Source organism: Comamonas sp. wu1-DMT (genome assembly GCF_040187805.1).
GTDB lineage: Bacteria > Pseudomonadota > Gammaproteobacteria > Burkholderiales > Burkholderiaceae_C > Comamonas > Comamonas thiooxydans.
Genome location: NZ_JBANEM010000005.1, coordinates 182,174 through 195,404, shown reverse-complemented (window position 1 = coordinate 195,404; position 13,231 = coordinate 182,174). Strand labels below are relative to the sequence as shown.

General features: G+C 61.4%; 12 protein-coding genes. 3 read left to right on the top strand and 9 right to left on the bottom strand.

What is annotated here, in order from left to right; all coding sequences use genetic code 11:
• Window positions 1–14 precede the first annotated feature (14 nt).
• Both V8Z78_RS10070 and V8Z78_RS10065 read right to left on the bottom strand, forming a co-directional pair.
• The gene (locus V8Z78_RS10070) at window positions 15–488 is read right to left on the bottom strand and encodes a phasin family protein (protein ID WP_003067311.1); all 474 of its coding nucleotides are present in this window, start codon (window positions 486–488) and stop codon (window positions 15–17) included.
• Between the two features lie 87 nt (window positions 489–575).
• Window positions 576–2,279 carry a PHA/PHB synthase family protein gene (locus V8Z78_RS10065; protein ID WP_046462520.1) on the bottom strand — a complete coding sequence of 568 codons (1,704 nt, stop codon included), beginning with the start codon at window positions 2,277–2,279 and terminating at the stop codon, window positions 576–578.
• Window positions 2,280–2,622: 343 nt separating this feature from the next.
• Between V8Z78_RS10065 and V8Z78_RS10060 the strand changes: the two genes are divergently transcribed.
• From V8Z78_RS10060 to V8Z78_RS10050, 3 genes are all read left to right on the top strand, one after another.
• Window positions 2,623–2,868: a type B 50S ribosomal protein L31 gene (locus V8Z78_RS10060; protein WP_003053459.1), complete on the top strand. Its 246-nt coding sequence runs from the start codon at window positions 2,623–2,625 to the stop codon at window positions 2,866–2,868.
• Window positions 2,869–3,043: 175 nt separating this feature from the next.
• The gene (locus V8Z78_RS10055; protein WP_046462521.1) at window positions 3,044–4,768 is read left to right on the top strand and encodes a hypothetical protein; all 1,725 of its coding nucleotides are present in this window, start codon (window positions 3,044–3,046) and stop codon (window positions 4,766–4,768) included.
• On the top strand, window positions 4,765–6,138 hold the full coding sequence (locus V8Z78_RS10050; protein WP_046462522.1) for an MATE family efflux transporter: 1,374 nt from the start codon (window positions 4,765–4,767) through the stop codon (window positions 6,136–6,138). The genes V8Z78_RS10055 and V8Z78_RS10050 overlap by 4 nt, the downstream gene beginning before the upstream one ends.
• Here the strand turns inward: V8Z78_RS10050 and phoR are convergent.
• The 7 genes from phoR to pstS form a co-directional block, all read right to left on the bottom strand.
• Complete coding sequence (phoR, locus tag V8Z78_RS10045; protein WP_046462523.1) at window positions 6,135–7,511, bottom strand: phosphate regulon sensor histidine kinase PhoR; 1,377 nt, start codon at window positions 7,509–7,511, stop codon at window positions 6,135–6,137. The genes V8Z78_RS10050 and phoR overlap by 4 nt on opposite strands.
• 88 nt (window positions 7,512–7,599) lie before the next feature.
• The gene (phoB, locus tag V8Z78_RS10040) at window positions 7,600–8,295 is read right to left on the bottom strand and encodes a phosphate regulon transcriptional regulator PhoB (protein WP_003053455.1); all 696 of its coding nucleotides are present in this window, start codon (window positions 8,293–8,295) and stop codon (window positions 7,600–7,602) included.
• Window positions 8,296–8,313: 18 nt separating this feature from the next.
• The gene (gene phoU / locus V8Z78_RS10035; protein WP_003067322.1) at window positions 8,314–9,015 is read right to left on the bottom strand and encodes a phosphate signaling complex protein PhoU; all 702 of its coding nucleotides are present in this window, start codon (window positions 9,013–9,015) and stop codon (window positions 8,314–8,316) included.
• A gap of 10 nt (window positions 9,016–9,025) precedes the next feature.
• The gene (pstB, locus tag V8Z78_RS10030; RefSeq protein ID WP_003067324.1) at window positions 9,026–9,802 is read right to left on the bottom strand and encodes a phosphate ABC transporter ATP-binding protein PstB; all 777 of its coding nucleotides are present in this window, start codon (window positions 9,800–9,802) and stop codon (window positions 9,026–9,028) included.
• Window positions 9,803–9,819: 17 nt separating this feature from the next.
• Window positions 9,820–10,710: a phosphate ABC transporter permease PstA gene (pstA, locus tag V8Z78_RS10025; RefSeq protein ID WP_003067325.1), complete on the bottom strand. Its 891-nt coding sequence runs from the start codon at window positions 10,708–10,710 to the stop codon at window positions 9,820–9,822.
• Complete coding sequence (gene pstC / locus V8Z78_RS10020) at window positions 10,707–11,645, bottom strand: phosphate ABC transporter permease PstC (protein ID WP_034358718.1); 939 nt, start codon at window positions 11,643–11,645, stop codon at window positions 10,707–10,709. The genes pstA and pstC overlap by 4 nt, the downstream gene beginning before the upstream one ends.
• Window positions 11,646–11,818: 173 nt before the next feature.
• Complete coding sequence (gene pstS, locus V8Z78_RS10015; protein ID WP_003067330.1) at window positions 11,819–12,850, bottom strand: phosphate ABC transporter substrate-binding protein PstS; 1,032 nt, start codon at window positions 12,848–12,850, stop codon at window positions 11,819–11,821.
• Window positions 12,851–13,231: the final 381 nt, after the last annotated feature.

Genomic DNA, 13,231 nt, shown 5'->3' with positions numbered 1-13,231 from the left:
CGCCAGCCTGTTGCCTACTTCTGCGGCGCTTTGCCGCTCTTGGCCTGAGCGGGGTCCTGAGTTGCCGGCGTCCAGGCCGACAGCCATTGCTTGAAGATGTCCTGCAGCGGCAAAGCGGGCAGATTGGACGCGCCGTCTGCACGCAGGGCCTCGGCCACAGATTTTTGCCAGGCCTCCAGGGCCTGCTGCAGACCGCTGGCAAAAGCCTGCTGGTTCTTGATCGCGATATCGCTGGCGCTCTTGGCATCGCTCATGCGGTCTTCGAGCCTGCGCATGAAAGCCTCGGCGGGCAGGCTGGCCAGTGATTGCCAGTCTTCGGCACGCAGCAGGCTTTGCAGTTCCGCCGTGGTTTCACTGATGCCTGCAGCACTGGTCTGCTGCGCGGCTGCCAGCCAGCGATGGCCACTTTCACGCATAAGCTGAGCGATGCGCAGTTGCAGCTCGGCATTGGCCTTGAACAGATTCAGGGGGGTCGCTTGAATGCTCATATCGTTCTCCCTATGGTGATGGTGGTGCCTATCGAGAGGCTGGCGGACCGTCCGGCATATCACCGTGACCAAACGGCTTTTGAAAACTCAATGCCCGAGCACGTACTGGCCCGGAGCGTCATACAAGGGCCCACCGCTCGTGCCGCCCATGCGCGGCGGGGCTGTCGGTGTGCCGGATCTGTTTTTGAGCCACTCGTCCCATGCCGGCCACCAGGAGCCCTGGCTCTGCTCGGCCTCTTGCTGCCACTGCTGGGCGACAATGTCCTGAGCGCCGACAGCCCGAGTGAGCAACTGATAGCGGCGTCGCGGATGGCCGGGCTCGCTGACAATGCCGGCGTTGTGGCCGCCACTCGTCAGCACAAAGGTGACTTCAGCCGCAGTGTGGTGGTGCAGCTTGAATACCGATTGCCAAGGCGCTACATGATCGGTGAGCGTTCCCACGCAGAAGATGGGCACTTGCAGATTGAGAAGCGAGACCGGCTTGCCATCGACCGGATAGCGGCTTTCACTGAGATCGTTATTCAGAAACAGACGGCGCAGGTATTGCGAGTGCATCCTGGCAGGCATGCGCGTGGCGTCGGCATTCCAGGCCATGAGATCGCTCATCGGTGCCCGCTCGCCCAGCAGGTATTGATTGACCATGCGCGACCACAGCAGATCATGGGAGCGCAGCATCAGGAATGCGCCCGCCATCTGATCGGCGCGCAGATAGCCTTGCTGGGCCATCTGGGCCTCAAGCAGGCTGACCTGCGCTTCGTCGATGAACAGCGCCAGCTCGCCGGGTTCGGTGAAATCGGTCTGCGCGGCCAGCAAGGTCATCGATGCCAGACGCTCGTCTCCATCGCGCGCCATCGCGGCTGCCGCAATGGCCAGCAAGGTTCCGCCCAGACAATAGCCTGCGGCATGCACCTTCTGCCCCGGCACGATGGCCGTGACGACATCCAGCGCCGCGCGCCAGCCCAGCTCGATATAGTCGTCCATGCCCAGATCTCGATCGCCGGCATCAGGGTTCTTCCAGGAGACGCAGAACACCGTATGCCCCTGATCGACCAGATACTTGATCAGCGAATTGTGTGGCGAAAGATCCAGGATGTAGTACTTCATGATCCAGGCCGGCATGATCAATACCGGCTCGGGATGGACCTTGTCGGTTGTCGGCGCGTACTGGATCAGCTCCATCAGTTGGTTGCGCACCACCACCTTGCCTGCGGTGACGGCCACATCGCGCCCCACCTGATACCCCTCGCAACCTGCAGGCGGCTTGTTTGCCAGCTGCGCATGCACATCTTCCATCAGGTACTGGAAGCCACGCACCAGATTCGCCCCGCCCTCTTTGACGGTACGTTCCAGAACTATCGGGTTGGTGGCAAAAAAATTCGCGGGCGAAAGCATATCCAGCCACTGCCTGCTCCAGAACCCGACCAGACGCTCGTGATGTCTTTCAACACCCGGAACACCTTGGACGGCGGCCTGCCACCAGCGCTGCTGAGCAGCAAAGCCCGCACTGATGACATTGAACGGCCATTGCCCCCATTCAGGAGCCTGAAAGAGACGCTCCGCCTCCTGCGTCTGTGGCCCGCCATAGCAAAGTCTGGCCCATTCCTCCAGCGCCAGCCCTGCCAGATCCAGACGCTTTCCCGGGCTGATGGCAAGATTGCCGGCCCAATCCATCCAGGCCTGCCATTGGGACTCGGGGGAAACCGACAGCCACTGCTGCGCCCACATCGCACGCACAGCTTGATCAAGCTGCTGGCTGGAACTGAACTGAGCTTCGGCCTCGCGGTCAACCATAGCGGCCCCTTTTTGCTGCATGGCAATAACGCAACATCTTATGCGCTGCAGAAGTTGTTGCATAGTCACGCCCTGCCGGGAGTTGAGCCACATCAAGCTCCCGCAGCCGGAAGCGAAACCGGCTCCAAACACCAGGCTGCTACAGCTAGAAGAACTCCGCAGCCTTGCCTGGATCAGGCCTTCCGCCGAAGCTATCGGCCATGGTTTGCAAGCTGAACGCACACCACCGCCTGCTGACGCATGCGGTACTGTTTTCTCATTGTGTGCAATAATGGAGAGCTTTTATGCGGAAAGTACACCGGACAGGCTGGTGCGGCTCCCGCACTTGACCAAAGGAAAGATCATGAAAGAAGGCATTCACCCCAATTACCGCGAAGTTCTGTTCGTTGACATGTCCAACGGCTTCAAGTTCGTGACACGTTCTTGCGTTTCCACCAAGGAAACCGAAAACTTCGAAGGTAAAGAGTACCCTCTGTTCAAGCTGGATACCACTTCTGAATCGCACCCCTTCTACACTGGCACACAAAAGTCGGTGGACAACATGGGTGGCCGCGTGGAGAAGTTCCGCAACCGCTTCGGCAAGAAGTAATTCTTACTTTTTTGCTGAAAAGGCAGCCCGGGCAACCGTGCTGCCTTTTTCTTTTTTGGGTGCCGCCCCACGGAATCCCAATGCTCCTATCATCGGAGCACCAAGCGCTTTGACTTCAAGCGCTTTCGCCTGATCTGGCCGTGCAAATTCGCACAGCCGCTACCGGATTGACTGCGTGAACCAGCCCACACCTGCCATCGTTGCCCAAAGCGCTGTACGCCGCCTGCCGCGCTGGGCCCTGCTTTTGCTGTGCCTGGCCTATGTGATTCCCGGCTTTGTCATGCGTGGCCCCTGGCGCTCCAACGATATGGAGGCCTTTGGCTATATGCGCGAGCTGGCGCTGGGCAAGACCGAGTGGCTGGCCCCCAAGCTCTCGGGCCTGGCTCCCAGCATGGACGGCCTGCTGCCCTACTGGCTGGGTGCCTTGTCCTTGCAGGGTTTCGAGTGGCTGCTTGGCGCCGAGATGGCGGCGCGCCTGCCCTTCATCGCCTTGCTGATCGTGACCCTGGGCGCCACCTGGTGGGGAGCCTATTACCTTGCACGCACCCCTGGGGCGCAGCCCGTGGCCTTTGCCTTTGGCGGGGAAGCCCAGCTGATCGACTATGCCCGCGCCATGGCCGATGCGGCTTTGCTGGCCCTGGTTGCCTGCCTGGGCCTGGCGCAGCTCTCGCATGAAACCACCAGCTATGTCACGCAGCTGGGCTGCACGGCGCTGCTGTTTTTTGCAGCGGCGGCCATGGCCTATCACCCCAGGAAGTCAGCCGCGGCACTGCTATTCGGCCTGCTGGGATTGGCCCTGAGCGGCGCCCCCACTCTTTCCGTGCTGTTCGGACTGGGTGGCAGCGTGATCGCCTTCACACAGCGCAGCTGGGGCGACAATCCCGGCCGCGCTCACCGTCAGGCCCGCGCCTGGGCCGCAGCCTGGCTGGCCGCCACGGTGCTCGCAGCAAGCCTGACCACGGCTCTGGATCAATGGGTCTGGCATCTGGTGGACTCGTTCAAGGACTGGGATGCCCTGCTGCAACTGCTGCTGTGGTTCTGCTGGCCTGCCTGGCCCCTGGCTTTGTGGACGCTGTGGGTCTGGCGCCGCCAGATTGCCTACCCCGGCCACAACCCGCATCTGTCCATCGCCCTGCTGTTTGCCACAGTCCCGGTGGCTGCCTGCCTGAGCAGCACCCCGGCCGATCGGGCACTGCTGCTGGGACTTCCCGCCATCGCCACCCTGGCCGCCTTCGCCCTGCCCACTTTCCGCCGCAGCATCAGCGCGCTGATCGACTGGTTCACGCTGCTGTTCTTTACGGCATCCGCGATTGCCATCTGGGTGGTCTGGCTGGCGTTTCAGACCGGATTCCCGCCCAAGATCGCCGCCAATATTGCGCGTCTGGCTCCGCAATTCGAGGCCAGCATCTCCTGGCCCACGGTCATCGTGGCGTTGATCGCCACTGCCGGCTGGTTTGTGCTGGTGATCTGGCGCACCTCGCGCAATCGTGCAGCCATCTGGAAGAGCCTGGTGCTTCCTGCCGGCGGCGCCACACTGAGCTGGGTGCTGCTGTCCACACTCTGGATGGAGCCGCTGGATCATGCTCGCAGCTATGAATTCCAGATGACACAGCTGGGTGGCGAACTCAAGCAGAACGGCGCCACAAGCTGCGTGCTGACCTACGGCCTGGGCCGTTCGCAGATTGCGGCCGTGCGCTACTACACCCATGTGGATACGGCACTATTGCGTCGCAGCAATCCCGGCGACTGCGGCTGGGCGCTGGTCGACGCAGACCGCTGGGCGGGCGATCACAATCGCAAGCTGCGCCAGGGCTGGAGCGAGGTCAGCCGCATCACCCGTCTGGCAGGCCAAAAGGAAGTCCTGGTACTGCTCAAGTACACCGGCCCCAAAGCCCCATGAAGGGCGAATTGCAGTACATAGGACGGCATGCGGGCACCGTGCTGGCCGGACAGCTGGCCGTCATGGCCTTTGGTACCACCGACACCATCGTGGCCAGCCGCTATTCCAACGATGCCGTGGCCGCCCTCTCCGTAGGGTCGGCCATTTTCATCAGCGTCTATGCCTCGCTGATGGGCATTTTTCAGGCTCTTCTGCCCTTGTGGTCCGAGCAGCGCGGCGCCGGTCAGCCCCTGGCCATAGGTCAATCGCTGCGCCAGTCCATGTATCTGTGCGCCATGGCCTGCGTGCTCGGCATGGCGGTGCTGCTCATGCCCGGTGCACTGCTGCACTGGACGGGCGTGCCCGATGCGCTGCAACTGGAGGTCAAGCGCTATCTCGCCGTACTGGCCTGGGGCTTGCCACCGGCGCTGCTGTTTCGCATCTACAGCGCGCTCAACCAGGCGCTAGGCCACCCCAAGCTGGTCACCTGGCTGCAACTCATCTCGCTGCTGATCAAGATCCCCTTGTCCATCTGGTTCACCTTTGGCGGGCTGGGGCTTGCGCCCCTGGGAGCAGTGGGCTGCGCACTGGCCACGCTGCTGGTCAACTACACCATGTTTGCCGTGGCTCTGTGGCTGATGCGCACTCAGGATTTCTATGCTCCGCTGGCGCTTTGGCAGAAGCTGGAGCGCCCTGACTGGCGGCAACTGGGCCATTTCTGCCGCCTCGGCATTCCTGCAGGCCTGGCCATTCTGGTGGAAGTCACCTCCTTCACCCTCATGGCCCTGTATGTGGCAAGGCAGGGCTCGCTCTCGTCCGCCAGCCACCAGATCGCCGCCAATCTGGCCGCCATCTGCTATATGGTGCCGCTGTCTCTGGCCATTGCGACCAGCGCCCGCGTCAGCTATTGGCGCGGCGCCGGTGACGAAGCCCAGGCCAGGACGCTGATTCAACAGTGTTTCAAGCTTGCTCTGTTCATCGGTATTGCGACAGCAGCTACGCTCTTGATCGCTCGCACCTGGATTGCAGACATCTACACCGACTCCCCGCGGGTGCTGGCAATGACGTCCTGGCTGCTGATCTGCGTGGCTGCATACCATGTGGCGGACTGCGTGCAGACCTATTGCATTTTCGTGCTGCGCTGCTATCGCGTGACCGTGGCGCCTCTGGTGATCTATTGCCTGCTGCTGTGGGGCGGCGGCCTGGGCCTTGGCTACTGGCTGACCTACCGATGGCAAGCAGCCGAAGGCTGGCTGGACTGGCAGGCCACGCCCATGCCCTTCTGGGTTTGCAGCGCGGCAGCCCTGTTTGTCACGGCCATGGCCTTCAGCAGCATTTTGCACAGAGCCATACGACCTCCTAAGCCGCAGACCCAGCCTGGAGCCTCCTAGTGAGAAAGTGCCTTGGCAGGCGCTTCAGCAACTGCCCGCACACGGCTGGGCGGGAAGGTGACGGCGAATTCCGAACCCTTGCCCAGCTCACTCTCAATACTGAGCCTTGCGCCATGCCGCTGCAGCACATGCTTGACGATGGCCAGCCCCAGGCCGGTGCCGCCCGTGTCACGTGAGCGGCTGCGATCCACGCGATAAAAGCGCTCCGTCAGGCGCGACACATGCTTTTCGTCGATGCCAGGGCCGGAGTCCTTGACGGCAAAGCGGGCCGATCCATCGGGCAGCAGTTGCCAGCGCACATCGATCTGCCCGCCAGCCGGCGTGTAGCGCATGGCATTGGCCAGCAGATTAGAAAACGCACTGTGCAGCTCTGCACTCGCGCCTGCCAGATCTCCGGCCTGCCGCAGCGCCTGCTCATCAGGAAAGTTCAGCACATGGGGTTTGGCCTGCTTGCGCGTCAAGGCATTGGACAGGCCACGAGCCTCGTTCTCACAGCGATTGAGCAGTTGCGCCACCGACACCCAGTCATTGTTGCTGGGCAGCGGGCTTCCCTCCAGGCGCGACAGGGTCAGCAAGTCTTCCACCAGATGCTGCATGCGCTCGGCCTGCTGGGCCATCAGCTCCAGATAGCGCCTGCGCTCGTCTTCCTCGAGCGGCAGGTTCTGCAGGGTCTCGACAAAACCGGCCAGCACGGTCAGAGGCGTGCGGATTTCGTGCGAGACATTGGCCACGAAGTCGCGGCGCATGGCCTCGGCCTGCTCCAGCGCCGTCACATCGCGCGCCAGCAGCAGCTTGCGCCCTTCACCGTAGCCGTAGAGCTGCACCGACAGCTTGACCGGCCGCGAAGGTGTGCTTTCGCGCCCCTGCATGACCAGATCATGACTGAAGTCCTGCGCTGCAAAATAGGCACTGAACTGAGGATCTCGCACCAGATTACCGATGCTTTGCAGCACATCGCGCTCGGCATCAAAGCCGAACTGCTTGGCGGAAATCTGATTGCACCATTCGATGCGGCCCTGTGCATCGAGCAGGACCACGCCATTGGGACTGGCCTGCAAGGCAGACAGAATGTCATTGAGCCGCTGGTCGCCCTGCTGCACCTGCTGCACGCTCTGGCGAATCCAGCGGCGCATGCGCACGCTGGCCTCGCCCCAGATCCCTGCCAGATTGGGCACTGCGCCCAGCTCCGACTGGCGCAGCCAGTGCAGCAGCCGCGCGCCATTCCAGCTGTCCACCAGCCACCATATCCAGCCGCCGATCAAGGCGCCCGTCATGGCCGCCACGCATTGCTGCAGCACCGTCGCACCGGGTGCAACGAGATAGGCCCACAGCAGCCATACCACCACGGCTGCCGCGACCTGAGAAGCCAACAATCGAAAACCACGCCACCCCATATTTGCTTTCAGTTGTGATTTTTGACGACCCAGCCAGGCCGGGCCGAGGTTCGGGGGGGAAATGCTGTCAGGCCATGGCCTGGGCGCTGAAACGGTAGCCCGCACCGCGCACGGTCTCAATCAGAACACCCGCCACGCCCAGCGATTCTCGCAAGCGCTTGACGTGCACGTCCACGGTGCGCTCTTCAATGAAGACATGATCGCCCCAGACCTTGTCGAGCAACTGCGCACGGCTGTGCACGCGCTCGGGGTGCTTCATCAGATAGTTGAGCAGCTTGAACTCGGTGGGACCGATCTTGAGCAGATCGCCCTGCCAGCTCACGCGGTGGGCCGCGGCATCCAGCACCAGCTCGCCAATGCTGACCTTGTCCTGCACCTGTTCAGGCGCACGGCGGCGCAGCACGGCACGAATGCGGGCCAGCAGCTCCTGGGTGGAGAAAGGCTTGGTGATGTAGTCATCCGCACCGGCATCCAGTCCCGCCACCTTGTCGGGCTCGTCGCCACGCGCCGTCAGCATGAGAATGGGCACGGCCTTGGTGCGGCTGTCGGCACGCCATTTGCGAGCCAGAGACAGACCGCTGGCCCCGGGCAGCATCCAGTCGAGCAAAATCACGTCGGGCAGCACGGCATCAAGCTCGCGCTGCGCCGAAACGCCGTCTTCCGCCCAGACGGGCTGGAAGCCGTTATGCCTCAAATTGACCGCGATCAACTCTGCAATCGCAGGTTCGTCCTCCACGATGAGGACCATGGGCATCTTCTTCATCCCTGAGTAGCCTCCGTCTTACAACACCGCAGATTCGATTTCAGCCATGGTCTGATGGCGCACATCCTTGCCCTCGACCAGGTAGATGATCAGCTCGGCCACGTTCTTGGAGTGGTCGCCGATACGCTCGATGGCCTTGGCCAGGAACAGCAGGTCCAGGCTGGCGGAGATGGTGCGCGGATCTTCCATCATGTAGGTGATGAGCTTGCGCACAAAGCCGTCGAACTCTTCGTCGATCAGGTCGTCTTCACGCAAGATGGCCACTGCCGCCTTGGTGTCCAGTCGTGCGAAGGCATCCAGGGTCTTGCGCAGCAGCTCGGAAGCCATCTGTGCCGCCATGCGCAATTCGCCGCTGGGCAGCGAACGGGCAGCGCCGCTTTCGATGATGGACTTGACCATGCGCGCCATCTTGCAGGCTTCGTCGCCCATGCGCTCCAGGTTGGCCGTGGCCTTGGAGAAGGCGATCAGCAGGCGCAGGTCGCGGGCCGTGGGCTGGCGGCGCGCAATGATGGACGACAGCTCATGGTCGATCTCGACCTCCATGGCGTTGACGCGCTGCTCGGTGCTGATGACCTGCTCAACCGCTTCGGTGCTGAAGCTGGTCAGTGCGTAGACGGCATTGCTGATCTGCGACTCGACCAGACCGCCCAGCTCCATGACGCGTGCCGAGACACGATTGAGTTCGGAGTCGAACTGCGTGGACAAATGTTTTTCTGTCATTTTTAAGTCCTTAGCCGAAGCGGCCTGTGATGTAGTCTTCCGTTTCCTTGCGCTGGGGCTTGAAGAACATTTTTTCGGTGTCGCCAAACTCCACCAGATCCCCCAGATACATATAGGCCGTGTAGTCGCTGCAACGGGCGGCCTGCTGCATGTTGTGTGTCACGATGACCACGGTGTAGTCGTTCTTCAGCTCCGCGATCAGCTCCTCGATCTTGGCCGTGGAGATGGGGTCCAGCGCCGAGCAGGGCTCGTCCAGCAGCAGCACTTCGGGCTTGATGGCAATGCCGCGAGCGATGCACAGACGCTGCTGCTGACCGCCCGACAGACCCGAGCCGCTTTGCTGCAGCTTGTCCTTGACTTCGTTCCACAGTGCTGCCTTGCGCAGCGCCCACTCCACGCGGTCGTCCATGTCCGAGGCGTTGAGATTCTCGAACAGCTTCACGCCGAAAGCGATGTTGTCATAAATGGACATGGGGAACGGCGTGGGCTTCTGGAACACCATGCCGACCTTGGCACGAATCAGTGCCACATCCTGCTTGCTGGTCAGCAGATTGTCGCCGTCCAGCATGATCTGACCTTCGGCGCGCTGCTCGGGATAGAGCTCGAACATGCGGTTGAAGGTGCGCAGCAGCGTGGACTTGCCGCAGCCCGAGGGACCGATGAAGGCCGTGACCTTCTTCTCGGGAATATCGAGATTGATGTTCTTCAGCGCGTGAAACTTGCCGTAGTAGAAGTTCAGGTCGCGCACGGCCAGCTTGATGTTGGCGGGAGCAGTGATTGCAGTCATGATCTTGAACTTTCGAATTATTTCTGGCGGGTGATGAAACGCGCCAGGATATTCAGACCCAGCACAGCCACAGTGATGAGGAAGACACCGGCCCAGGCCAGTTGCTGCCAGTTCTCATACGGGCTCATGGCAAATTTGAAGATGGTGACCGGCAGGCTGGCCATGGGCTTGCTCATGTCGGCATTCCAGAACTGGTTGTTCAGCGCCGTGAACAGCAGCGGAGCGGTCTCGCCTGCAATACGAGCCACTGCCAGCAGCACACCGGTGATCACGCCGGCGCGGGCTGCGCGCAAGGTCACCATGATGATGACCTTCCACTTGGGCGTACCCAGCGCATAAGCTGCTTCACGCAGGCTGGCGGGAACCAGCACCAGCATGTTTTCCGTGGTGCGGATGACCACGGGAATCACGATCAGCGCCAGCGCGATCACGCCGGCCATGCCGGAGAAGCTCTTGAAGCGCACCACCACCACGGTATAGACAAACAGACCGATGACGATGGAGGGTGCCGACAGCAGAATGTCGTTGACGAAGCGGGTGGTGGAAGCCAGCCAGCCTTTTTTGTCGTACTCGGCCAGATAGACCCCGGCCATCACGCCGATAGGCGTGCCCACGAAAGTGGCCAGCGCCACCATCATCAGCGAGCCCCAGATGGCATTGGCAATACCGCCCTCCTCGTTGGGAGGAGGCGTCATCTGCGAGAACAGTGCGAAGTTCAGACCGCCCAGGCCCTGGCGAATGGTTTCCCAGAGAATCCAGACCAGCCAGAACACGCCAAACAGCATGGCTGCCATGGACAGGGTCAGCGCGACCTGATTGAGGCGCTTGCGCTTGTTGTACTTGGCCTGACGCACCGCAGCCAGATCGGCTGCGTCGAGCATTTTGGTGGAGGTGGAGGTCGGGCTCATGAGCGGGCTCCTTCGTTCTTCTGCAGACGGTTGAGCAGCAGCTTGGAGCAGGCCAGCACCACGAAGGTGATGAAGAACAGCACCAGACCCAGATAGATCAGCGACGCCTGATGCAGGCCCTCGCCCGCTTCGGCAAACTCATTGGCCAGCGCCGAAGTGATGCTGTTCGCAGCCTCGAACACGGACAGGGAATTGAGCTGGTTCATGTTGCCGATCACAAAGGTCACGGCCATGGTCTCGCCCAGTGCACGACCCAGGCCCAGCATGACGCCGCCCAGCACGCCGGTCTTGGTATAGGGCAGCACCACTTTCCAGACCACTTCCCAGGTCGTGGAGCCCAGACCGTAGGCCGACTCCTTGAGCAGCGCCGGCGTGACTTCGAACACATCGCGCATCACGGAGGCGATGAAGGGGATGATCATGATGGCCAGAATGATGCCGGCCGACAAAATACCGATACCCACGGGAGGGCCGGAAACAAAAGCGCCCAGATAGGGCACACCGGTCAGCAGGTTCTGCAGGGGCTGCTGCACATAGGTGGCCAGCACGGGGCCGAACACCATCAGGCCCCACATGCCGTAAACAATGGAGGGAACTGCGGCCAGCAACTCGATGGCAGTGCCCAGAGGGCGCTTGAGCCAGGCGGGCGAGAGTTCCGTCAGAAACAGGGCAATGCCGAAGCTCACGGGCACTGCAATGATGAGCGCGATGGCCGAAGTGGCCAGCGTGCCGTAAATCATGACCAGACCGCCGTATTGATCCTGCACGGGGTCCCAGACACTGCTGGTCAGAAAGCTCAGACCATATTCGGAGATGGCGGGCCAGGCGCCGAAGATCAGCGAAACCATGATGGCCAGCAGCAGCACCAGCGTCAAAATTGCTGCGCTGCGTGCCAGGCCACCAAACAAACGATCCGCCATACGTCCCGAGATCATCGGAGCACGTGGCGGAGAGGGAGAGCGTCGCTTGGCGGCATCGGTGGGGGCTGCAGCCAGCGAACTGGAGGGCGACGTAGTGGACACGTGAGCGCCTTTATTCGCAAAGGGTTGAAACAAGCAGCGAACATACCGTCCGGCACGGCAGCCCGCTGCTCACTGATGACACGAAATTACTTGGAAACAACCTTGCCCGAAGCGTCCTTGATGTCGTTCCAGGACTTGTAGATCACGTTCTTGACTGCGTCGGGCATGGGCACATAGTCCAGGTCGGCGGCAGTCTTGTCACCTTGCTTGTAAGCCCAGTCGAAGAACTTCAGCGAGGTGGCGGCCTGAGCAGGCTTTTCCTGAGTCTTGTGCATCAGGATGAAGGTTGCCGAGGTGATGGGCCAGGCGTTCTTGCCGGGCTGGTTGGTCAGAATCTGGTAGAAGCTCTTGGCCCAGTCAGCGCCAGCAGCAGCTGCCTTGAAGGTCTCGTCGTCAGGAGAGACAAAAGCGCCTTCCTTGTTCTGCAGCTGTGTGTAGGTCAGCTTGTTCTGCTTCACATAGGCGTACTCGACATAGCCGATGGAGTTGGGCAGGCGCCCCACGAAGGCGGCAACGCCTTCGTTACCCTTGCCGCCGGCACCGGTGGGCCAGTTCACGGCCTTGCCCTCGCCCACTTTTTCCTTCCACTCGGCATTGACCTTGGAGAGGTAGTTGGTGAAGCCGAAGGTGGTGCCGGAGCCGTCAGCGCGGCGCACGGGAGCGATAGCGGCGTCAGGCAGCGCCACACCGGGGTTCAGAGCCGTGATGGCGGGGTCATTCCACTTGGAGATCTTGCCCAGGTAGATATCGCCCAGCACCTGGCCCGACAGCTTCAGCTGGCCGGGAGCCACGCCCTTGATGTTGACCACGGGAACAATGCCGCCGATCACGGTGGGAAACTGAACCAGACCCTTCTTGGCCAGTTCGTCATCCTTCAGGGGTTCATCGGAAGCACCGAAGTCCACGGTCTTGGCTTCGATCTGCTTGACACCGGCGCTGGAACCCACGGACTGATAGTTAATCTTGACGCCGGTGGCCTTGTGATAGTCGGCAGCCCACTTGGAATACAGAGGAGCCGGGAAGCTCGCACCGGCACCTGTGGCTTCCTGGCTGGCGTTGGCAATACCCGCTGCAGACAGAGCACCAGCCACCAGAACGTGAATCAAGGACAACTTCATGAAACGACCTCTTAGGGTTGAAAGATTCGATGGAGTGAACTTTAAAAACCTTTTATGACAAGGTCGTGACATGAAAATTTCAAGGCGCAACCGAGTGAAAGAGCTCCAAAGCGGTCATGCGAGTGTCATATTTCATTCGCAAACTGCTGAGCCTTGACCCGCAGACCCGGCCCGGGTAACAGCTTGTCGCAAGGCTGGAGTCTGATCGCCGGCAATGTATGACATAGTCTGTCACACAGCGTGAGCACACTCTGGCGGCCCAACCCGGCAAATACCTGCAAATACCTGACTTGGCAGAGGTTGAACCCCACGCCCCGCAAGCTCGATGACGGCCCGTATTGCATATTCCACTGCCCGGTGCATGTGTCGCCTGTTCCATCA